The 20,749-nt window shown below is 69.4% G+C and carries 19 protein-coding genes and 1 pseudogene; 12 read left to right on the forward strand and 8 right to left on the reverse strand.

Features of this window, described 5'->3' with window-relative positions; all coding sequences use genetic code 11:
- Positions 1–2: 2 nt before the first annotated feature.
- On the reverse strand, positions 3–716 hold the full coding sequence (locus ACIP2X_RS08835) for an SDR family NAD(P)-dependent oxidoreductase (protein WP_401669433.1): 714 nt from the start codon (positions 714–716) through the stop codon (positions 3–5).
- A gap of 943 nt (positions 717–1,659) precedes the next feature.
- Between ACIP2X_RS08835 and ACIP2X_RS08840 the strand changes: the two genes are divergently transcribed.
- Both ACIP2X_RS08840 and ACIP2X_RS08845 read left to right on the forward strand, forming a co-directional pair.
- Positions 1,660–2,103 carry a VOC family protein gene (locus ACIP2X_RS08840; protein WP_401669435.1) on the forward strand — a complete coding sequence of 148 codons (444 nt, stop codon included), beginning with the start codon at positions 1,660–1,662 and terminating at the stop codon, positions 2,101–2,103.
- A gap of 9 nt (positions 2,104–2,112) precedes the next feature.
- Positions 2,113–2,310 (forward strand): hypothetical protein, encoded by a 198-nt coding sequence (locus ACIP2X_RS08845; protein ID WP_401669438.1) that lies wholly within the window; start codon positions 2,113–2,115, stop codon positions 2,308–2,310.
- A 131-nt stretch (positions 2,311–2,441) separates the two neighbouring features.
- Here ACIP2X_RS08845 and ACIP2X_RS08850 read toward each other — a convergent pair whose 3' ends face one another.
- The 4 genes from ACIP2X_RS08850 to ACIP2X_RS08865 all read right to left on the reverse strand — a co-directional run bounded on the left by ACIP2X_RS08850 (position 2,442) and on the right by ACIP2X_RS08865 (position 5,271).
- Positions 2,442–2,720, reverse strand: coding sequence for a hypothetical protein (locus ACIP2X_RS08850; RefSeq protein ID WP_401669440.1), 279 nt, complete (start codon positions 2,718–2,720; stop codon positions 2,442–2,444).
- A complete protein-coding gene (locus ACIP2X_RS08855) occupies positions 2,717–2,869 on the reverse strand; it encodes a hypothetical protein (protein ID WP_401669442.1) in 153 nt (50 codons plus the stop codon). The genes ACIP2X_RS08850 and ACIP2X_RS08855 overlap by 4 nt, the downstream gene beginning before the upstream one ends.
- A gap of 255 nt (positions 2,870–3,124) precedes the next feature.
- Positions 3,125–3,769: a dihydrofolate reductase family protein gene (locus ACIP2X_RS08860; protein WP_401669444.1), complete on the reverse strand. Its 645-nt coding sequence runs from the start codon at positions 3,767–3,769 to the stop codon at positions 3,125–3,127.
- Between the two features lie 446 nt (positions 3,770–4,215).
- The gene (locus ACIP2X_RS08865) at positions 4,216–5,271 is read right to left on the reverse strand and encodes an NAD(P)-dependent alcohol dehydrogenase (protein ID WP_401669447.1); all 1,056 of its coding nucleotides are present in this window, start codon (positions 5,269–5,271) and stop codon (positions 4,216–4,218) included.
- Between the two features lie 101 nt (positions 5,272–5,372).
- Here ACIP2X_RS08865 and ACIP2X_RS08870 point away from each other — a divergent pair, with 101 nt between their 5' ends.
- The 7 genes from ACIP2X_RS08870 (at position 5,373) to ACIP2X_RS08900 (ending at position 11,735) form a co-directional block, all read left to right on the forward strand.
- A complete protein-coding gene (locus ACIP2X_RS08870) occupies positions 5,373–6,215 on the forward strand; it encodes a helix-turn-helix transcriptional regulator (RefSeq protein WP_401669449.1) in 843 nt (280 codons plus the stop codon).
- 231 nt (positions 6,216–6,446) lie between these two features.
- A complete protein-coding gene (locus tag ACIP2X_RS08875; protein ID WP_401669451.1) occupies positions 6,447–6,680 on the forward strand; it encodes a hypothetical protein in 234 nt (77 codons plus the stop codon).
- Positions 6,681–6,860: 180 nt separating this feature from the next.
- The gene (locus ACIP2X_RS08880; RefSeq protein ID WP_401669454.1) at positions 6,861–7,961 is read left to right on the forward strand and encodes a CE1758 family FMN-dependent luciferase-like monooxygenase; all 1,101 of its coding nucleotides are present in this window, start codon (positions 6,861–6,863) and stop codon (positions 7,959–7,961) included.
- Positions 7,958–8,569 (forward strand): FMN reductase, encoded by a 612-nt coding sequence (locus ACIP2X_RS08885; protein WP_401669456.1) that lies wholly within the window; start codon positions 7,958–7,960, stop codon positions 8,567–8,569. Before ACIP2X_RS08880 ends, ACIP2X_RS08885 begins: the two co-directional genes overlap by 4 nt.
- 134 nt (positions 8,570–8,703) lie before the next feature.
- Positions 8,704–10,026, forward strand: a complete 1,323-nt coding sequence (locus tag ACIP2X_RS08890; RefSeq protein WP_401669458.1) for an MFS transporter — start codon at positions 8,704–8,706, stop codon at positions 10,024–10,026.
- A gap of 101 nt (positions 10,027–10,127) precedes the next feature.
- Positions 10,128–10,721, forward strand: coding sequence for a TetR/AcrR family transcriptional regulator (locus ACIP2X_RS08895; RefSeq protein ID WP_401669460.1), 594 nt, complete (start codon positions 10,128–10,130; stop codon positions 10,719–10,721).
- 213 nt (positions 10,722–10,934) lie between these two features.
- Entirely contained in the window at positions 10,935–11,735 is an 801-nt protein-coding gene (locus ACIP2X_RS08900) for an enoyl-CoA hydratase/isomerase family protein (RefSeq protein ID WP_401669463.1), read from the forward strand.
- 587 nt (positions 11,736–12,322) lie between these two features.
- Here ACIP2X_RS08900 and ACIP2X_RS08905 read toward each other — a convergent pair.
- The 3 genes from ACIP2X_RS08905 to ACIP2X_RS08915 all read right to left on the reverse strand — a co-directional run bounded on the left by ACIP2X_RS08905 (position 12,323) and on the right by ACIP2X_RS08915 (position 17,704).
- The gene (locus tag ACIP2X_RS08905; RefSeq protein ID WP_401669466.1) at positions 12,323–14,623 is read right to left on the reverse strand and encodes a SpoIIE family protein phosphatase; all 2,301 of its coding nucleotides are present in this window, start codon (positions 14,621–14,623) and stop codon (positions 12,323–12,325) included.
- 448 nt (positions 14,624–15,071) lie between these two features.
- Positions 15,072–15,596 carry a hypothetical protein gene (locus ACIP2X_RS08910; RefSeq protein WP_401669468.1) on the reverse strand — a complete coding sequence of 175 codons (525 nt, stop codon included), beginning with the start codon at positions 15,594–15,596 and terminating at the stop codon, positions 15,072–15,074.
- 1,412 nt (positions 15,597–17,008) lie between these two features.
- Positions 17,009–17,704 carry a type 1 glutamine amidotransferase domain-containing protein gene (locus ACIP2X_RS08915; protein WP_401669471.1) on the reverse strand — a complete coding sequence of 232 codons (696 nt, stop codon included), beginning with the start codon at positions 17,702–17,704 and terminating at the stop codon, positions 17,009–17,011.
- Between the two features lie 221 nt (positions 17,705–17,925).
- Here ACIP2X_RS08915 and ACIP2X_RS08920 point away from each other — a divergent pair, with 221 nt between their 5' ends.
- From ACIP2X_RS08920 to ACIP2X_RS08930, 3 genes and pseudogenes are all read left to right on the forward strand, one after another.
- Positions 17,926–18,369: a VOC family protein gene (locus ACIP2X_RS08920; RefSeq protein ID WP_401669473.1), complete on the forward strand. Its 444-nt coding sequence runs from the start codon at positions 17,926–17,928 to the stop codon at positions 18,367–18,369.
- Between the two features lie 115 nt (positions 18,370–18,484).
- A pseudogene (locus tag ACIP2X_RS08925) lies at positions 18,485–18,938 on the forward strand (NAD-binding protein); the annotation flags it as partial.
- Between the two features lie 879 nt (positions 18,939–19,817).
- Positions 19,818–20,558, forward strand: a complete 741-nt coding sequence (locus ACIP2X_RS08930) for a hypothetical protein (RefSeq protein WP_401669475.1) — start codon at positions 19,818–19,820, stop codon at positions 20,556–20,558.
- Positions 20,559–20,749 lie beyond the last annotated feature (191 nt).

Genomic DNA, 20,749 nt, shown 5'->3' on the forward strand with positions numbered 1-20,749 from the left:
GGTCAGTGACCTGCCGACTGGCCGCCGTCGACCGGCAGGATCACACCGGTGACGAAGGGGGCGTTCTCCAGGTAGATCACCGCGTCCGTGATGTCGCTGATCTCACCCATGCGGCCGACCGGGTGCAGTGCCGCGAGCCTGTCGTGGTGCTCCTCGGGGTGCATGGGGGATTTGATAGTGCCCAGGGCCACCGCGTTCGAGCGGATGTTCCTGGACGCGTACTCAATGGCCAGGGCCTTGGTCGCGGCCTGCAGGCCGCCCTTCGACAGCGAGGCGAGCACGGAGGGGACGTTGGAGTTGGCGTGGTCGACCAGGCTGGTGCTGATCTGCACGACGTGACCGCCCCCCTGCCGCAGCATCTGCTCGATCGCAAGCTGCGAAATGCGGAAAAAGCCGGCGACGTTGATGCCGAGCACCGCGTCGTAGTCGTCCTCGGTGAAGTCGGTGAACTCCTTGGAGATGAAGATGCCCGCGTTGTTGACGAGCGTGTCGATGCGGCCGAATCGCTCCACACCGGCCGCGATGACGCGCTCGGCGGTGGCCCGGTCAGCGATGTCGCCCTGCACGGTGAGGACATCGGGGTCTCGCGACTCGGCGATGCTCCGCGAAGTGGCCACGACGGCCCAGCCCCGTGCACGGTAGGCGTCGACGAGTCCCGCGCCGATGCCCTGCGACGCGCCGGTGATGACGGCGACCTTCTGCCCCGTGTTGGTCATGTTGCTCCTTCGGGAAAACGATGCGGCCGGCCCCGGCTCACCGGTCCTCGAATGACGACCGGTCATGGTGTTTCAGCAGAGTCGGATCATGGAGTGGCACGGTGGCATGACGGCCGGAACCAGATCCGCGGTAGTCACGCTCGGGTACCGGTTCCACCGGACCGGAAAGGCATCGCGCTTAGCGGGCAAATATCGCCGTTTCGGCGGGGTTCTCCCATCGGTTGGAAGGCGGGCGGGACGGTCGGCGAGGCGTGTGCACGGCTGATTACTCGGCGGCCTGTTGTCGATCCGCATCGGGATGCCGATTGGCGCCTTGGCACCGGTGCTGGCTTCGGCCTCTTCCAGGGATCGGGCCGTGGTCACCGACTGGGCTGATGGTGGCGGCGTGGGGGTGGCGAGGGTCAGGGAGCCGACGGGTCCTTCCGATGACCGCCGTGCCGCCGACGGCTGGGCGTCGGCGACGATCGGGGGTCCGGCGACGAGAGGCGGCATCGAGGATGTAACGCCCTCTCCTCGAGAACGACGGCTCGCCCCGGCATCGGTCCGTTCGGTCTTTCTGATCGGGCACAGCACAGGCCGGCACCGAACACTTCGAGTGGTGGCCGGCAACCTAGCGCGATAGCTTCGAGGTGGCCGCGGGTGCTGTCAGCACCACATCACGAGCGACGGTCGGCCGAGGCTCGTTCCCCGCACAAGCGGGAGGTTGTCTTGCAAGCAGGTCGAACGCTGCCCTGTGTCCGTGACCGGCACAGACGCGCTGGGGACCGCGCCCGAAGCCCTCCCGCACTGCCCTACGGTCTTGTCCTGCTGAGCCGTGCGGCCGTGCGCTCACCGGGCACAGCGAGCGGCCGGTCCGTCCCGTCACTTGTCCCATTCAGCGGCCGACGTCTGTGGTGCGGGGATCGGCAGCTTATGACACCGGTTCGTCAGGAAGGGCTCATCGATGGACATGAAACTGGAAGTCGTCGTGGTACCGGTGGCCGATGTCGACCGGTCGAAGAGTTTCTATGAAGGGCTGGGATGGCGGCTGGACGCCGACTTCACCGCCGACGACGGCCTGCGCGTCGTGCAGGTGACGCCGCCCGGTTCGGGGTGCTCGGTGATCTTCGGTCACGACGTCAGCGCTGCCGCCCCAGGGTCTGCCGAAGGGCTCCACCTCGTGGTCTCGGACATCGAGGCGGCGCGGGAGGAGTTGGCACGGGCAGGCGCAGACGTCAGCGAGGTCTTCCACGATGCCGGTGGAGTGTTCCATCACGCAGGGCAGAAAGCCCGGGTCTCCGGCCCTGACCCCCAGCGGGGCAGCTACAGCTCCTTCCTCTCGTTCACTGACCCAGACGGGAACGGCTGGATCGTGCAAGAGGTCACTGAACGGCTGCCGGGCCGCTGAGAGCGTCACGTGCCCGGTCTGCGCGACGGCAAGGTGGTCTCGCACGAAGCGGTCCGCGACGACATCTCGGTGCTCGGGCGGCTGGGCGTGTTCCCGCCGGAGCCGGGCAACATGCTGTGCATGGTCGGGTGGCGACTGACCGGGCGGGCCAAGCGCGCCGCGCAACTCGTGACGGCACAGGCGGCCGAGGCAGCCGCCCAGGCGTAGCCGGCCCCCGCGCCCTACCGGCCCCTGTCACCCGTCTGGGTCCTTCAGAAGGCCCCGGCTGGGCCGGGGACAGCGGCCGGAGCCGCCTTCAGCGCCTGCGGCCGTACGGCCATGGACCAGCGCCGTGCAGGTCAGGCACTCGCCAGGCCACTGACCTCGGCCAGCAGTTCCAGGGACCTCAGCCACGCCCCGCGATCGACCGCCACGGACGCGACGATCAGCTCGTCGGCCCGCGCCGCGGCCGTGAAACGGTCCAGGTAGTCCTTCACCTCCGCCGGAGTTCCGACGGCTGCGTACCTCATCTCCTGCTCGACCTGCTGAAGCACCTGCGCCCCGGACGGCGTCTCCAGGATCGTCGCCGCCGCCCCCGGCTCGACGACCACCCCTGCACGGCCGAGCAGCTGGATCACTCGGCCAGTTGGGCGGCGGGCTGGAAGTCCCGCCGATACAAAGCCACGGCGTCCACCAGTGCGCCGGGCGCGAAGTGCGAGGCGAGAGCGAAGGGCAGCCCGAGCGCCGCGGCAAGGCCCGCTCCGTAGTGCGACGAGCGAGCACGCAAGGCGGCACATCGGTGCCCTTGCCGGGCGTGGCGTCGACCCCGGGAATCTCCGGCTGGCCCCGCTGCCTTGCCCTGACCGCGCCGCCTTATGGGGCCGGTTCTCCCTCGTCACCGACGGTGGCTCCATGCTGGCGCCGCTTCTTGGCGACCGAGTCATGCATGGCTTCAGTGGGAGCGTCGGAAGGCGTGTGGTCCTCGGCCTCGCGAGCACTATCCGCAGCCTGAGGGGCATCCGCTGGGGCGGATGCCCTCCCGTCACCTTCGCCAGAACAAGTGGTGTGTCACGCCGCTCGGGCTCGGTACGACCTCCACGTGGAACCGGTCGAGCAGCTCATCGGGAGACTCCCAGAGCCGTAGTCCGGACCCGAGTTTTACCGGCGAGACAGCCACATGCATGGTGTCGACCAGGCCAGCATCGAGGAACTGCCGGATGGTGGCGACCCCGCCGCCGAGTCGAACGTCCTTGCCCTGCGCCGCTTCGCGCGCCCGTTCGAGGACGGTGGCCGGGTCGCCGTCGACGAAGTGGAAGGTGGTGTCGGAGAGCGTGAACGACGGACGCTTGTGATGAGTCATGACAAACACCGGCGTGCGGAACGGGGGTTTCTCCCCCCACCAGCCCTGCCACTCATGATCCTGCCAGGGCCCGCGCTGAGGCCCGAACTTGTTGCGGCCCATGATCTCTGCACCGACGTTGCGTGCGAAGTCCCGCGTGAAGTAGTCGTCGAGGCCCCGGCTCCCTCCGGGATCCGTGCGCATGGGCCAGCTGGCCGTGGCTCCGGCCCAGGCGAACAGCCTCTCGGGATGTGCGTGGCCGAACGGACTCTCGAGACTCTGGTGCTCACCGGCACCGATTCCGTCACTCGAGACGTTGAAGTTCATGACTCTCAGCAGTTGATCCACGTGCTTCCTCGTCAGGTTGTCGCATCCTCGTGTGGCGGGGCGCCGCACATCATGACGTCGAACGGGCCGTGGCCAGATCGACACCAGCCCGCATCTCATTTCCAGGCCACGTCACGAAGCTGCCCCATTGCCGGTATGGCCGTGGCGGACGCGGCCAGCGTCGAGGTGGCCGCCGCGACCATTTGCGTGCGCCGCATCGGACGTCACTGCCCATCCCAACGCTCCGACCGCCAACCTGGCGAGCCTTCGCCGGATCGTCCCGTCGTCTCGTGACTCAAAGACGACATCCAGCACCGCCTGCCGGCCTGCTTCTTACCGGTACCCGACCAACCGCCAGGTCATCATCTACGCCGACACCCGTTTCGGAGCTGTCCCGGAAGAAGGACGTCGCCGGCAGCACCACCTCGGGTCATCGGCTCGGTTCTGCCGTGTCGGCGTCGGCAGGCTCAGTCGAGTTCGATGACGACCTTGCCGAACAACCCGCCGGCGGTCTGAGCCGTGTACGCGGCTGGGGCGTCGAGGAAGTCGATCCGGCGGTCGATCACCGGGTGGATGTCATGGGTCTCGACGTGACGCACAAGATCGCGGTGCATGGCCTCGCTGCCGACCGCGACGCCGCGGATCCGAGCCTGCTTGCCGAGCAGGGCGTACCCGTCCAGTGGCCCGCTGGTCGCATCGAACAGGCCGAGGGTGGCGATCTCACCGCCTGGTGCGAGGGCGGCCAGGGCCTGGTTCAGGATCGAGACGCCGACGCTGTCGACCACCTTGTCGACGCCCCCGGACAGCGCGAAGACCGCATCGCCCCAGTCTTGGGTGGTCGTGCTGTTGACGTAGCCAGCAGCTCCGAGGTGGACGAGGGCGTCACCCGCGGCGTTGTTGCGCACGGTTGCGTAGACCCGGGCGCCGGCGGCCCGAGCGAACTGTAGGGCGGAGAGCGCGACGCCGCCGCTGCCGATGATCAGGACGGTGCTGTCCGCGGTGATCGGGTGGTCTCCGTAGAGGGCGTTCCAGGCGGTCAGGGCCGCCACGGGCAGGGTGGCTGCCTCGGGGTGTTCGAGGTTGGCGGGGGAACGCATGACGCGTCGGGCCGGAAGGACGACGTACTCGGCGAGCACTCCGTCCTCGTGCAGGGCGCCCAGTCCCAGGCCCATGGCGGCCGGCGGGCGGCCGTCGCTCCAGTCGAGCACGTGCAGATTGGTGACGCGCTCACCCACGCTCCAGCCCTTGACTCGCGGACCGACGGCATCAATCTCGCCTGCGACATCCGACAACGGGACGAGATCCTGCTCCGGCAGCCGGCCGAAGGGGCCTTTGAGGATCAGTTGGTCGCGGTAGTTCATCGAGATCGCCCGGACGCGAATGCGGACCTCGCCGGGGCCCGGTGCGGGCACAGGCGCCTCGTCCAGGACGAGCTTGGCGGCATCGGTCGCGTCTGCGGGCAAGATCCAGCGCTTCATCAGCTGCGTGGGGGGCGTGCTGTCGGCGGTGTGAAGGGAAGTCATGGGTCCCTTTCTATGGGGGCTGCGGGTACCGGGCCAGGTCAGGACGAACCTGGTTACGGCAGGACCAGTCAGGGGCGTCCTGGGCCGCCTACGCTGGAGAAATGCCACGCGACCGCGCCGCGCTCGGAGCGTTCCTGCGTTCCCGCCGAGACCGCCTCACCCCGTCCCAGGCCGGCATCGAGCCCTTCCCCGGAGCCCGGCGGGTGCCGGGCCTGCGCCGGGACGAGCTGGCCGTAGCGGCAGGCGTGAGCCCGGACTACTACAGTCGGCTCGAGCAGGGACGCCAGGCCAACATCTCTGCCGCGGTACTCGACGCGCTGGCCCGGGCCCTGCGTCTGGACGAGGTCGAACGCACTCACCTCCACGACCTGGCCGCGCCCACCACCCCGCACCGGCCGGCGACGCCGCGCACGGCCCAGCGCCCCGATCCCGGGCTGCTGCGTCTGATGGACACCCTCCACCACGTCCCGGTGCTGCTGCTCGGCCATCGCGGCGAGGTTCTAGCCCGTAACACTCTTCTCGCAGAGGTCCTGGGCAGCCCACTGGAACCAGGCACATCATTCGTCCGTTACATGTTCCAAGACCCGAGCGCCCGTGAACGGATCGTCAACTGGGACGACTTCGCCTCAGCCACCGTCGCCACCATGCGCCGCGAAACCGCCCGCCGCCCGCACGACCACCGCCTCACCGCACTCATGGACGAGCTGCGCACCACCGACCGTGACGTTGCCCGATGGTGGGACGATCACACGGTCCGCGACTACGCGTCGGTGAACAAACGTATCCAGCACCCCACCGCCGGTCCGATGTCATTCAACATCGAGATTGTCTGCGCGCCTCACGAACCGGACCAGCGCCTTGTCGTCTACACCACGGAGCCCGACTCCCCCACCGCGCGCGTCCTGCCGTTCCTGGCCAGCTGGAACGCCGTACCCCGTCGCTGACCGGCCCAGCCCAGCTACCCCCACCCCGCGGCGCGCGGGGCGTCACGGGCAATCACCGGTTTCCTCATCCGGAGGACTACAGCCTGCGGCCTCGTGATCGCGGCAGGGGCACCGGCACCCAGGGGACGCCATAATATTTGCTTCGCACAGCAATTAAAAGTACCGTGGCCTTCGCCCGACACGCTCGCGTACCGGCGCACAGCCTCCCCTCACACCCGCAAGGAAATCCGCATGTCTTCCACCGCGCCCGACAGTCAGCCCGGCCACTCCCGGACCGCAAGTGACCTCGATGTCGCAGGCACCGGACGGCACCGGGGCCGACAGGCGGATGGAGAAGTGTGGACCCTGGGTGCCGACACCACGGGTCGCGGCCGGCACCGCAGGACGACGCTCGTCGTCGCGGCCTGGCCGGCGCCGCCCGGCCACCCCGACAAGGAGCCGGTCCGGCAGCTCGTCTCGAGCTGAGACGCGGACCACTGCCAGAGCCGCCTGGACCGCCCCCGGTACGCGCCCCACGGACTGCCCAGGTCGCGCGCTGCACGGCACCAGTAACCGGCCGTGGCCCCGCGGCGCAGCCCGGCCCCGCCGATCAGCGGCCGGGTATCGGCTGAACGAACGATCCGTACAACAGACAGGACTTGGACGATGCAATTCGGGATCTTCGGCGTAGGGGACATCGCTCGCGACCCGGTCTCCGGGCAGACACCCACGGAACACACGCGGATCAAGGCAGTCGTGGAGTACGCGAAGCTGGCCGAGGACGCGGGCCTGGACGTCTTCGCCCTGGGCGAGCACCACAACCCGCCCTTCGTGCCGTCCTCCCCCACTACGATCCTCGGCTACATCGCGGCCCGCACCGAACGAATCCTGCTGTCCACCTCAACGACGCTGATCACCACCAACGACCCAGTGAAGATCGCCGAGGACTACGCGACGCTCCAGCATCTCGCCGGAGGCCGGGTCGACCTCATGATGGGCCGGGGCAACACCGGGCCGGTGTACCCCTGGTTCGGCAAGGACATCCGTGACGGCATCGCCCTCGCGGTGGAGAACTACGCCCTGCTGCGCCGGCTCTGGCACGAGGACGTCGTCGACTGGGAGGGTAAATTCCGCACGCCGTTGCAGGGTTTCACCGCCACCCCGCGCCCGCTGGAGGGCGTACCCCCCTTCGTCTGGCACGCCTCCATCCGCAGCCCGGAGATCGCCGAGCAGGCCGCCTACTACGGCGACGGATTCTTCCACAACAACCTCTTCTGGCCGAAGGATCACGTGCGGCGCTTGGTCGAGCTCTACCGGACCCGCTTCGAGCACTACGGTCACGGCAGGGCGGACGAGGGCATCGTCGGACTGGCCGCGCACGTCTTCATACGGCCGAACTCCCAGGACGCCGTGCGCGAGTTCCGTCCCTACTTCGCCAACTCCCTCTACGGCGGTGGCCCGTCCCTGGAGGAGACCATGGCGCAGACCGCGGTGATCGCGGGCAGCCCGCAAGAGGTGGTGGAGCGCGTGCTCACCTACCGTGAGCACGCCGCAGGCGACTACCAGCGGCAACTGTTCGTCGTGGACGGCATCGGCGTACCCCACAAGACCGTGCTCGAGCAGATCGAACTGCTGGGCGAGGTCGTGCCGGTGCTCCGCAGGGAGTTCGCGAAGGACCGCCCGGCACACGTCCCCGACGCCCGCACACACCCCTCGCTCGGCAAGACGGATCAGGAGCGGGCGGCATCCGAGGAGGGCCGGCGATGAAGCGCTCCCTGGCCGTCGTCTCGGCGGGCCTGCGGCTGCCCTCCTCCACCCGGATGCTGGCCGACCGGCTCGCCGAAGCCACCCGGCGGGAGCTGGAGGGGCAGGGCGCACAGGTCGACGTCGATGTCGTGGAAGTGGCCGACCACGCCCAGGACCTGGTCGGCTACCTGACGACGGGCTACCCGACGGACGGACTTCGACGGGCGTTCGAGACGGTTGCGGCGGCGGACGGACTGATCGCCGTCACGCCCACCTTCACAGCCTCGTACAGCGGGCTCTTCAAAATGTTCTTCGACTGCCTCGACGACACCTACCTGGTGGGCAAGCCGGCGCTGATCGCAGCCACCGGCGGCACCGGACGGCACTCCCTGGTCCTGGAACACGCCCTGCGCCCGATGTTCGCCTACCTGCGCGCGGTGGTCGTGCCTACCGCCGTGTTCGCCGCCACGGAGGAATGGGGCGGCGGCAACTCCCAGGAGCCGCTCGTACGGCGTATCGAGCGGGCGGCCGGCGAGCTCGCCGGTGAGGTGCGGCGCCGTGAGTCCCCGGAAGTCCGGGACCCCTACCGCGATCCCGTGCCATTCGAACAGTTGCTGGAAGGCCGGTGAGGTGCCTCCACGGGGGGGCGCATTCCCGTCGGCAGCCGTGTCCACTGCGAGATGTCTCACTGGTCCGGCACACCTCACCACTAGACAGATCTGTCTAGGATGGGGCTCCAAGCCTGCCGATCGGGAAGTACCGCATGCGCTCCGCACCCCCCACACCTCAGTCCGACTCGCTGAGCATGCCCAAGAAGCGGGCACCCGCCCACGCGGCCCCGCGCCGCGGACGGCTCGGCCCCACCGCCTCCATAGGCGTGCTGGCCTCGATCCTCGTCTCACTGCTGGCCGCGTCGAGCGCGCCGACCCCGCTGTACGCGATCTACCAGCTGCACTGGGGCTTCTCCCCCGTCACCGTCACCGTCATCTTCGGCATCTACGCACTGGCCGTGCTCCTCTCGCTCCTGGTCTTCGGGAAGATCTCCGACCATGTGGGCCGGCGGCCCGTGCTGCTGGTCGCCCTGCTCGGCCAGGCGCTGGCGATGGTGGCGTTCGTCGAGGCCGGCGGGGTGAAGTCGCTGCTCGCCGCCCGGGTCCTGCAGGGAATCAGCACCGGCGCCGCGGTCGGTGCCCTTGGTGCCGGCATGCTCGACATCGATGCGCGCCGGGGCGGCTTCCTGAATTCCCTCGCGCCCACCCTCGGCACCGCGGGCGGCGCCATGGTCTCCGGTGTGCTCGTGCAGTACCTGCCGGCCCCGACCCGTCTGGTCTACCTGGTGCTGCTGGGCGTGTTCGTGCTGCAGGCGCTGGCGGTGCTCGCCATGGGCGAGACCGTCTCCCGCGAGCGGGGTGCGCTGGCCAGCATGGCTCCCGAGTTCAAGCTGCCCAGGGCGGCACGTCCGGCGGTGGCGATCGCCGCGCCGGTGATGTTTGCCGTGTGGGCGTTGACCGGCCTGTACGCCGCGCTGGGACCCGCCATCATCCGGACTCTGGTCCACTCCGACTCCGTCGTGTGGGGCGGCCTGCCCCTCTTCGTGCTCGCGACCTCCGCCGGACTGGCGGTGGTGCTGCTGCGCGGAACGGCGACGCGTACGGTCATGTTCACCGGCATCGGGTCGCTGATCGTCGGCGTGCTGATCACCCTGGTGTCCGTCGCCTCGCACGGCGGGTCCCTCGCCGTGACCACGTTCTTCGTGGGGGCAGCGATCTCGGGCTTCGGCTTCGGTGCCGGCTTCCAGGGCGGCATCCGGCTGGTCGTCCCGCTGGTCGAACCGCACGAGCGGGCAGGAGTGCTGTCCCTGCTCTACGTCGTCTGCTACGTCGGCCTCGGCGTCCCGGCCGTCATCGGCGGGTTCCTTGTGGTGCACGGCGGAGGCCTGGTGCCGACCGCCCGCGAGTACGGCGGGGCGGTCGTCCTGCTGGCCCTGGTGGCGCTGGTCGGGCTGCTGCGCAGCGGTCGCCGCGTCGAGCAGACGGCAGTGGCGCGGTCAAGCGACCTCCCGGCCCAGCCAGCACACGCCGAATAACCGGCCCCCGCCCCGGAGGCGGCACCCGCCGCACAGCCGGCCCAGCAGTGGCGTTCCCCGAGGCGCTAACATAGACAGATCTGTCTTATCGAGGTGACGAGATGTCGACCAGCAGCAGGGGGGCCAGGACCCCGGCCCGGGAGCGGCTGCTCCAGGCAGCCAATGAGCTCTTCTACGGCGAGGGCGTGGAGACCGTCGGCATCGACCGGGTCATCGAGCACGCCGGGGTGGCCAAGGCGTCCCTGTACAACACCTTCGGAAGCAAGGAAGGCCTTGTCTGCGCCTACCTGGAGTACCGTCACGAGCGCAGCCGTGAGCGGATCGCCCGGACCCTGACCCGCTTCCGCTCACCACGTGAACAGCTGCTCGGCGTGTTCGACGCACAGGGTGAAGCCTTCACCGACCCCGCCTACAACGGCTGCGCGTTCGTCCGGGCCAGCGCCGAGGCACCCGCGGGCAGTGCGGTGCGCCGGGCCGCCCAGAAGTACCGCGCCTGGGTCCTCGACCTGTTCACCGAACTGGCCGCCTCCGCCGGCTACGCCGAGCCGGAGGAACTGGCCCGACGGCTGCACCTGCTCTACGACGGCGCCGAACAGGCAGCACGGATGAACCGCGACCCTTCCGCCGCCACGACTGCCCGCGGCGCCGCGGCCGACCTCCTCGACGCGGCCCCCCTGGCGGAGAGCTCGCGCTAGCCGCCGCGCCCCAACGCCCCGGGCGGCCCTGCGCAGCATGGTGCGCAGGGCCGCAGTGCGGCAGCAGGAGACGCCCTCCGATCACCACACCGCGACGCCGGTCCACGCGGCGGCAAACATGCCTGCCGCCCGGACCGAGCGAACCGGGGCATGCGCGGGCCCCATGATTCGCCCATCGCTCCCCGAATTCACCATGCAACATAGGGTTCATACATGGACGTTTCCTCCCCCTTCCGAGTGGAACGGAGGTCCGCGTCGTACTGGCGGGTGACCTTCGACTCTCCCCCGATCAACCTCGTCACCTTCGACACCTTCGCGGCCCTCAGCGAGCTCGTCGACCGGATGGACGCCGACGACGACGTCAAAGTGGTGGTCTTCGACAGCGCGGATCCGGATTTCTTCCTCGCGCACTTCGACCTGGTGCCGCCGAAGCAGCCCTACACGGGACCCACGTGGCTGGACGTCGCCGCGCGCATGACACGTTCACGGGTGCTCACCATCGCCTCGGTCCGGGGCCGGGCGCGAGGCGTGGGCAACGAGTTCCTCCTGGCCTGCGACATGCGGTTCGCCAGCAAGGAGAGGGCCGTCCTTGGCCAGCCGGAGGTAGGAGCGGGGATCACCCCGGGCGGTGGAGCCACCGAACGGCTGCCGCGATTGGTGGGACGAGCCCGCGCCCTGGAGATCATCACCGGCGGCGACGACTTCGACGCCGAGACGGCCGAGCGGTACGGCTGGATCAATCGGGCGCTGCCCGATTCCGAACTGGACGCGTACGTGGAGCGCGTCGCCACGCGCATCGCCTCCTTCGACCGGCAGCCGCTGGCCGAGGTGAAGGAACTGATCAACCGGTCGACGCTGCCGACCGAGAGCGACCTGACGGCCGGTCAGAACGCCTTCCGCGCCTCGCTGACCTGGCCGGAGGCGCAGGGGCGGATCCGGCTGCTGCTCCAGCGGGGCATGCAGCAGCGCGGCGACCTCGAGTACCGCCTCGGAGAGCACATCACCGACAGGTGAGGGTCAGAGCCCCGTCGCGGCCGGGGACCGGCCTTGCGCACCCACCCGGGCACGGACGCGATCCCACACCCCCACCGAAGGGAAAGGAGGCACTTCGCGGCGCCGGCCGTCCCAGCAGCCTTACCACCACCATGCTCGCCGAGCGCAGTCAGCCCATACCCACTCCGGCGCCGTCGGGCATGACAGCCCCGGTGCCGTAGGTCGGCCTCGAACGTATGAAGGCGACAGCTGCCGCGATCTCCCCGGGCCGGGCAAGCCGGCCGAGCGAGATCTGCTCACCACGGCCGACCGCTGCTCCTCTGCGAGCTCCGCCGCCATCGCCGTCGCGGTCAGGCCGTGTGCGACGACGCTGAAGGTGATCAGACGCTGTCGAGAGCAAATCATTGTGGGCGACAGCGTGCTCACCACGGAGCTTGACGGAAACGCCAGCGACCTGCACTCATGACGCCGGTCGCTGCGGCAACCGCCACGTTGGACGCAGGGAACGGCGATGAGCAAATGACAGCTCCAGATCGGCAGCGCGCGTTCGCCCGAGGTCCGCGACCTGCTCGTCGACAACACCGCTCGACGATGGTCCCCTGGGTCCTTCAGTCCTGGGGGATGACCAGGTTCAGGGCCACCGTCTTGCCCTGACCGTTGGGATAGCTGGTCCACTCGTCGGCCAGAGCCTCCACGATCAGCATGCCGCGGCCGTGCTCGGCCTCGGGCGCTTCCTCCTCGGTCAGCGACAGCGAGGAGGGAATGGGCGGGTTCGTGTCGGAGTCCCGGACTTCCAGTCGCAGATGGTCCTCGAAGACCCGCATACGCAAGTCCACGTCACTCCCGGCGTGGATGAGCGCATTGGTGACGATCTCGGAAGCCGCCAACTCCACAACGTCCACCATGTCCTGAAGGCCCCATGAGCCGAGCTGGTCGTGCACGAAAGCGCGGGCCGTCCTGACCCCCCGCAGATCGCGTCGCTGGATGTGCATTCCTGCCACCCGGGGCTCGCCCTGATGCCGCGCTCCCTCGTACCGAGCCAGCAGCAGGGCGGCGTCGTCACGGCGCTGCTGCGGTGTGACGACCTCGGAGACGATCCTGTCGGCCAGATCCTCAAGGGCCGGCGACGTGGTGTCGCCCGAGCCGAGGAGATCCCGCGCACAGGCTTCCGGGCACATCGACCGTGAGGAGACGAGACCGTTGGTGTACAGCATCAGGATCGAACCGGACTCGAGCGTGTGCTCCCGGGCCTCATAGGGCTGGGTCATGGGCACCCCGAGGGGCACGTTGGCCGGTGCGTCCAAAGCCTCGATGCGCCCGTCACACCTCCGCACCAAAGGAGCGGGATGGCCCGCCAGGGCCACCTCCGCGGTGCCGTCCAGCGTGTCCAGCGCCACGACGCAGCAGGTGACCGTCAGGGCGGTGCCCAGCGCGGCGAGCACCCTTCCGGTCCGGTCGATCATCGCCGCGGGTCGATGGCCCTCGATCGCATAGGACGCCATCGCGGTGCGCACCTGCCCCATGACGGCGGCGCTCTCCACCGCATGCCCCTCCACATCGCCGATGACAAGTACCGCGCGCTCATCCGCGATCTTGAACACGTCGAACCAGTCGCCCCCCACCTTGGAAGTGACGTCGGCGGTCCGGTAGCGGGCCGTGGTGACCAGTCGCGGCAGGTCCGGCAGTTGTGCCGGCAACAGGAACCGCTGCAGAAGCTGGGCCGCTTCGTGTTGCTCCGCGCTCAGTTCGACGCGGTCCACGGCCGCCCCAAGCAGCCCCGCCATCATTCCGAGCAGCACCCGCTCCTCGGAGGGGAACCGGCGGGGTCCGGAGAAGGCCAGACAGCAGACGGCTACGACCCGGCTGCGGTCGGCGAAGGGCAGATCGACGAACTGTCCATCTCCCCTGAGCGGCAGGTACGCCTCGGTGCGTGTCTCGCCCGCCGTTGTCTTCCCGAGGAACGAGGTTCGGTCCCCGGTGAGGTACAGCGGCCGTCCGTGGAAGGCCACGGCAGCCGGTGTCTGGTCGTCCACCCCGGTACCGTGGATTCTGCGGGCCAGATCCGCGGAGTCACCGCTGTGACCCAGCACCCACAGGCGGCCCTCACGCGCAGCGACCATCACCAGCGCGTCGGCGCGCAGGGACGACATCACGCAATACTGGGCTGCCGCCACGACGTCGTCCATGGTCGTGGCCCGGTTCAGCAATTCCGCCAGTCGCCGCAGCGGGAACATCATGCTCGTACCCGAGGACCCCGGAACGTCGCGCACACCCCAACCGGGTGTGCACACACTGGTGTCCACCTCCTCCTCCGCGGGGACGAGCATCGGCGTCGGGCCCGCCGCCACGCTGACGCCGTCGTCCACGAGGCGTGCCAGGACTGAGGCCAGCTGGCGCCCGATTTCCTCCAGGACCCGCATCTCGGCGGGTTCGAAGACGCCGGCAGTCTCCACGCGCAGCACCGTGAGGCATCCGAAGCGGCGCTCGGCCGTGGCGACGGGCGCCGAGAGGGCGACGTAGGGATAGGGGAGAACGTGTTCCTGGTCCGGACCGGCGGGATCGGGATCGATCAGCACAGCCGCCTTGCCCGTGGCCCACGCGCGCACCGTTGCGGACGGCGTGTCGAGTGCCATCCGGCCGGGGAACGTGAAGAACGAGGGCGCGCTCCCGCCAGCCAGCGCCAGCCGCAGAGCGCCTTGGTCCTCGTCCGACAGGTAGATCGCCGCCGACACGGCGTCCAGTGCGCGCCTCGCCTCACGAGCGGCACAGTGCAGGGCCTCTGCCAGGTTGGAGCCCTGGACGACGCGGGCGCCGCCGTGCCGCTGATCTCTTCCCGGTGTACTGCTCCCCACGAGAGGGCTCCCTCCAGCGCTGCGTGCCTGTTGGGCGTCGGCAGAAGATCGTCGCATGCACGGAGTCTTTTCCGGCGGGGCGGGCCCGGCGCCTCGTCTGTCCCATCATGTCCGGTCCGGGCTCCGGGGGCACGGACCGCTGATCCGTGCCGCGCCGCCGGTTACCAAGCGGGAGGGTCTTCCCCCATCCGTGTACGGCCTTCCCGACAAGCTGCAGGAGCCGCTTGCTCCGGCGCGATGGTCGCCGGAGGGATGCCTACAGCTCCAGTAAACACCTTCCTCGTCGGTGTCCCTGCGGTGCTTGCCGACGTCCGGGCGGAGCCCCGGCGGCTGAACGGAGGCGTTGCGTTGTTCCCGATGTCCCAGTTCGGCGGCATCCAGACGAACGTCTCGATGGGGTATCCGCCCCGGAAGCCGGGACCTCGCCCAGGAGGGCTCGCACACCCCCTGTTCCGCGTGCAGGGCACCCGATGCGGAACGGGATGAGGCGCGGGCGACGATCCGCTCAGCCCACTACGACCGCGCTCGTCCGTTTGGTGTTGGCGTCCTCGATGCAGCCGCGCAGGCGCACCATGTCGTGCGGGGGCAGGGCGGGTCCGATGACGGCGACGTAGACGCCGTCACGCAGCTCCCTCAGGCGCGCGTCCTCATTGAGGGCCGCGGTGGAACGGCGGCAGGTCTGCCACAGGTCGTTTGCGGAGAGCTGGGTGTCACCACTGAAACTCCCGTGGGTCTCCACCTTGAAGGTGACCGTGGTGCGCGCCGTGTGGGGAGCGGGCTCGGGCCGGGTCCGGGTAGCGTCAGCGAGAGCGGACCACAGGAGCGGGACGAGCAGCAGACCACCCCCTACGGCCGCCGCGACCGCCATCGCCCGGCGCGCCGGGCGGCCTGGCGGCACTGCGGGCCGGCTCTCCAGCGTGTCCGTCCCGCCGACCGTCAAAGCTGCCCCCGCGACCTTCTGGAGAATCGTGGCGAGGCCGGACAGCGCCGCGCCCGCCACCGTCCGGATCGACGGGGGCGAGCCAGTCAAAGCGGCCCCGGACCTGGCCCCTGGTCTGCTCCAGCCGACTGCGCACGTCCTCCATACGCGAGACTGACTCGTCAGCCGACTATTCAGATGGGCGAACCGGGCAAAGGCCGGACAACCCGCCGAGGGCGTACCCGGCCAGTTTCATGCGGCCGACTCCAGGTCGCGGACGGTCACGGCTCCGGTGTCGCCGTCGACAACCAGGGGGGTGCCGGCTGGAAAGCCCATGGTCGCGTCCGCGACCCGACGGAGGTGCCAGGGCGGGGTCCAGGAACTCCACCTCCAGCACCCGTCGCTCGGGGCGCTCCTCCTGCCCGTGCAAGGCCGTTCCGGCGCCGAAGCCGCCGCCCCGCGCCCTCTCCCTGGTCCGAGGCCGCCGGGCAGGACACCGTTGTCCGGGCGAGCAACTCTTTCGTCCAGGCCGGACGGCAACCCCTCGCCCCGGGCAGCCATCCGGACCGGCGTCCGGGTCCGGGGCGGGTTCGGGGCTGGGTGGAAACCACCCACCCCTGCGGGTCCCAGGCGTCCGCCTGTCGCCGGCGGCGCTCCGTCTCCTGCACAGGGATGCGACCCGCGATCCACCAAGCCAGCAGCGGCACCCCCGCGGCAGGGCGGCGCACTGGGGGTCGGCGGACGTCAGGACGGACGTCATGACGGCACCGGTACCGATCGTCGCGACGGCAATCCGTGCACGCGGTGAGGGGAGGGCGGTCGCCATGGCGGCCGCCGTCGACAGATACCAGCCGGTGAGAGCGCCCGGCAGCGCCAGGTACTCCCGGAAGAGGCTGCCTTCGTGCGCCGCTGAGAGGTCCCCGAACGCCTTCCAGCCGGCTTGGGCGAGCCCGGCCGCGCTCGTCAGCAGCAACGCGACCGCGGCACGGGCGTAGAGCCCTGGCCGCTGGTGCGCCAGCCACAGCAGGACCAGGGCGGTCAGCGGCCAGGGGACGAGCGTGTAGAGGGAGGTCGTCACCTCTGCCGTGTTCATCCTTGCGAGGTCAGGGTACGGACCGCCGTGGAGAAGACGCCGAGCACGGCTGCGTGCAGCATCGCAACCGCCGCCGCTCCCGTAGCCAACTGCCGCAGGATGCCAGGCAGGCGCGCCTCTCGCACGGCCCGGTACGGCGGTCGCCGGTCGAGGGATCGATTGCCCGGATGCCCGACAGGGAGCGGGCGCTTCCGCGCCGACCGAGACGGTGGCGCAGCGCAAACTCCCCACCCCACGAGAGAAATTGACGTCGGATCTGATGGCACCAACGGCCGTTCACAGCGCCGGTCACCACAGCGAGGGCGCCTGCGGGTCAGGACTGCAAGGGCCGGGCGGCGACGCCTCATGGCAGCCGAGGGAACCTGGTCGGCGTCAGAGAAGTGGCTGTGAGTCCCCCGCCCCGCCCTGGGCCGTCGGGGCGGGGCGGACGTCACCCGAGGATCTCGAGGAGCCGGTCCGCGAGGATGGCGGCCGAGTGGGGATTCTGCCCCGTGATCAGGTTTCGGTCCTCGACCATGTACGGCGTCCACATCTCACCGCAGCTGTATTCGACGCCGACCTTGTCCTTCAGTTCGTCCTCCAGCAGCCAAGGCGCCTTGGCTGCCAGCCCAACGGCCTCTTCCTCGGCGTTGCTGAAGCCCGTGACCCGGTAGCCCTTGAACGGGGACTCACCGTGGATCCTCGTGGACAGCAGCGCCGCGGGGGCGTGGCACACGATCGCGAGCGGCTTGCCCGACGCGAGCTGAGCGGTGAGCAGCCGCCCGGCGTCTGCGTCCTCCCACAGGTCCGACATCGGGCCGTGGCCGCCGGGCAGGTACACCGCGTCGTAGTCCTCAAGGCGGACGTCGGACAACTTGAGCGGGCGGCGCATGACCTCCGCGGATCGGATGATGGACTCGAGCTCCAGTGCCCCGTCCTCGCCACCGGCCATTGACGGGCGCAGGCTCATCATGTCGACGTTCGGAGTCACGCCGTTCGGGGTGGCGACGACGACCTCGTGCCCCGCCTCCGTGACCTTCTTGTAGGGGAGTGCGAATTCCTCGGCCCAGTAGCCCGTCGCGTAGCGGGTGCCGTCCTTGAGCACCCAGTACGTCGCCCCGGACACCACAAAAAGTATCTTCGCCATTTGCGTACGCCTCCCAGACCCCCATGGGGACATATGACGGTTTGCGGCAGTCGAGCACCTTAAACCGTAGGCGGTGCTCCAAACGTGCGCATCCGGGAAGGGGGACCACCCCCGCTTTAGTCACCGCCTTGACCGGTGACGAGTGAACCTGGCAGGCTGTCACCAGTTCAACCGGTGACGCACGAAAACGTCGTGCCCGGTCCGTGGAAGTGAAGGCGAAAATGGATCTGAAGCTCGAGGTTGTGGTGCTGCCCGTCGCTGACGTCGACCGAGCCAAGGCCTTCTACGAGAAGGCCGGCTTCCGCCTCGACGTCGACTACGTCGCCGACGACAGCTACCGCGTGGTGCACCTGACGCCCCCCGGCTCGGCGTGCTCGATCCTCTTCGGCACCGGGGTCACCACCGCCACACCGGGTTCCACGCAGGGTCTGCACCTGATCGTCGACGACATTGAGGCCGCCCACGCCGAACTCGTGAGCCGGGGCATCGAGATGAGCGAGATCTTCCACGACGCGGGCGGGGTGTTCCACCGCGGCACGGAGGAAGGACGGGTGAGCGGCCTGGCCCCGGAGCGCGCCAGCTACGGCTCGTTCGCCACTTTCACCGACCCGGACGACAACGGATGGGCGCTCCAAGAGGTCACCACCCGGCTCCCCGGCCGCTAGGAAAAGCACACGGCCGCCCGGGACACGGCGAGGCCACCCCAGCCCCTTCGACAGGGGCCGCAGCACCCCACGCCTACGACGTAGTGGTCATCGGCGCGGGCCCGGTCGGGGACCGCGACACGCGGTCGCCCTGTGCACCGGCACCACCCGCCACGCATACCGGGCATCGACACCGTGACCCGGGCGGCTCGACGTGGTGGGCGGCGGCGTGGTCGCCGTCGACATGGCCACCGCATGGCAGGCGCTGGGGGCCCGGGCGACCCTGCTGGACCAGGGTGAAGAGCTGCTGCGGACGATGGAACCGTTCGGCGGCGAACTCGTCGCGGAAAACGTGGCCGACCGCGCCCGCGCCGCGGGACTCAGCACCGTGATCGTGGAGCGCGAACTGCTAGGCGGTGAGTGCTCGTTCTGGGAGCGTTCCGCGAGGCCGGTGTGGCCATCCGGACGGGCACCGAGGTCACGTCCGTGAAGCGCGAGAGGGGGGCGGATGGTGACGTACGCATCGACCGCGCACGGTGGACGTCGGCCTCACTCCGGGCTCGTGGCTCAGAGTGGACGACACCTTCCGTCGGCTTTTGGCTGCTTGACATGGTTACGGATCAGTCCACTGGGCCTCGTAGGGTGCGCAGCGGCTGCTGGGCGTGTGGTCGTCTTGGGTGAGCTCGCAGACCGCCTGCGGCAACGCCGGAATGCCAAACGCACTGGTTTGCCGGCTCAAGCCGACGAAGAGCCAGGCACTGCTTGGCGAGCGGGCAGGGTGATGGCCCTCTCCTGCAAAGGAAGGCTCGTAGTCAGTGGCCCATCCGGCGACGCTCGTCAAACCGAAGCAGCACCCGTACCAGACGCCACACTCCGGCCACCACCCCGACGAATCGATTCGCTTCTGCGCCGATTGGTTGGTCTTTGCCAGTTACTCGTAAGCCGCCACAGTGGATCCCCAATGTCAGCGTTGGGCTTCCAACGGCTTTTGAGAGCCCGGGCGGGTGAGCGGTCGAGGAGTGCGGCGAAGAAGTCGGCGAGCAGGGGCTGGGTGCGGCAGCGGGACGACGACGCCCTTGCGCCAGGCGGACGGGGTGGTGGTCTCGGCGTGGGTCAGCAGGCCCGTACGCACGAGGTGGTCGAAGTCGGCGGCGCGGAGCCCGAGGACGGCTGCGGCGTCATCTCGGGTGTATGTGCGGCCGGCGGCGGAGGCCCGCGCGGCCTTACGGCGGTCGGTGAGGCGCTCCAGGGTCAGTCCGCAGTAGAGGGTGTGCCCCTAGTACTCCCCGTTCCCTTTCAGGTCCTGCGTGTTGAGGCAGGGCTTGGACGTGAGGCAGGGTTGATGGTTGACGTGTACCGGGATCGGCTCCCGCGCTTGAGTTTCCCTGCCGGCAGGAGAGGCAGCATGGTGCTGGGCGTCGTACATGCCTGAATTTGATCGTCGACAGTGAAACAGTGGAGTGGTCGACTTGACGCACGGTGCGGAGCCGGACCCTGTCCTGCGCGAGGAGGACATCCAAAACAGTCTCGACAGCGGGTACTTCACCCGCTGCCCGAAGTGTGGCCGCATCAGCTTCCTCGCCTGGGTGATACACGAACCGCGGTTCCGGCTCCGGCTGTGCCAGTGGCGACGGCACTGCCGACACGAACCGGTCACGCGAGAACAGGTCAGAGCCTTCACCGGAATGTCGGAGCGAGACCTGCTCAGGCTCATGTACTCCTACCTGAAGTCGCGCTTGGCTGGGAACGCCTCCAAGAAGATCGGCGCCGAGGTCGAACGTCGCTTGGGCTTGTCCCCGGTCCGCCCGACAGAGGTCTCCTTCGGTCAGGTCCGGACCGACAGTGTGGATGCGGCGCTTCGGATTCTCACGGACGAGGCGCTCCCGGCAGTCCCCGTCATCTGCCAGGCGCGGGCCGAGGCCGAACACGAACCGCTGACGCGGGGCTATCGGATGGGGCCACTGAGGAGCGGCCCGCCGGAAGACGCGACAGCAGTACTGCGGGCGGCTCTGGAGCACGAGCAGCATCGACCGGATTTCCGCTACTTTCAGATCGAAGTCGAACCAGCGAAGTTTTGCGTCCAACTGGACAGCAAGGGCGGCGATCCGATCCAGGTGCCGGGCAAGCCGCTCTTTGCGTTCGCCGGCTACCGGGTCTGGCGGGGTGCAGACCAGCTGTTCCTCTGCGCCCACGAGAACGCTGTGTTGTAACCAGTAGCCGTTTCCGAACACCCCAACCTCGCCGGGCCCGGGAGGCCCAGCAGGCCAACACTCGCCCGGACTGCGCGAAGCAGGGCCCTCGCCGCGATCAGTGGTGCGGTCTCCGGGACCTGGGAATGTGTCCGTAGGGCGAGGCCAGGGCACGACACCCCTGCGGCTGGGAGCCAGGCACTGGCCCCGCG

The organism is Streptomyces sp. NPDC089424 (assembly GCF_044749345.1).
Taxonomy (GTDB): domain Bacteria; phylum Actinomycetota; class Actinomycetes; order Streptomycetales; family Streptomycetaceae; genus Streptomyces.

Excerpts from the sequence above, each read along its gene's own strand:
- ACIP2X_RS08835 (WP_401669433.1), bottom strand. The coding sequence starts at position 716 with ATGACCAACACGGGGCAGAAGGTCGCCGTCATCACCGGCGCGTCGCAG.
- ACIP2X_RS08840 (WP_401669435.1), top strand. The coding sequence starts at position 1,660 with ATGGACATGAAACTGGAAGTCGTCGTGGTACCGGTGGCCGATGTCGAC.
- ACIP2X_RS08865 (WP_401669447.1), bottom strand. The coding sequence starts at position 5,271 with ATGACTTCCCTTCACACCGCCGACAGCACGCCCCCCACGCAGCTGATG.
- ACIP2X_RS08870 (WP_401669449.1), top strand. The coding sequence starts at position 5,373 with ATGCCACGCGACCGCGCCGCGCTCGGAGCGTTCCTGCGTTCCCGCCGA.
- ACIP2X_RS08875 (WP_401669451.1), top strand. The coding sequence starts at position 6,447 with ATGTCTTCCACCGCGCCCGACAGTCAGCCCGGCCACTCCCGGACCGCA.
- ACIP2X_RS08880 (WP_401669454.1), top strand. The coding sequence starts at position 6,861 with ATGCAATTCGGGATCTTCGGCGTAGGGGACATCGCTCGCGACCCGGTC.
- ACIP2X_RS08885 (WP_401669456.1), top strand. The coding sequence starts at position 7,958 with ATGAAGCGCTCCCTGGCCGTCGTCTCGGCGGGCCTGCGGCTGCCCTCC.
- ACIP2X_RS08890 (WP_401669458.1), top strand. The coding sequence starts at position 8,704 with ATGCGCTCCGCACCCCCCACACCTCAGTCCGACTCGCTGAGCATGCCC.
- ACIP2X_RS08895 (WP_401669460.1), top strand. The coding sequence starts at position 10,128 with ATGTCGACCAGCAGCAGGGGGGCCAGGACCCCGGCCCGGGAGCGGCTG.
- ACIP2X_RS08900 (WP_401669463.1), top strand. The coding sequence starts at position 10,935 with ATGGACGTTTCCTCCCCCTTCCGAGTGGAACGGAGGTCCGCGTCGTAC.
- ACIP2X_RS08905 (WP_401669466.1), bottom strand. The coding sequence starts at position 14,623 with ATGCGACGATCTTCTGCCGACGCCCAACAGGCACGCAGCGCTGGAGGG.
- ACIP2X_RS08915 (WP_401669471.1), bottom strand. The coding sequence starts at position 17,704 with ATGGCGAAGATACTTTTTGTGGTGTCCGGGGCGACGTACTGGGTGCTC.
- ACIP2X_RS08920 (WP_401669473.1), top strand. The coding sequence starts at position 17,926 with ATGGATCTGAAGCTCGAGGTTGTGGTGCTGCCCGTCGCTGACGTCGAC.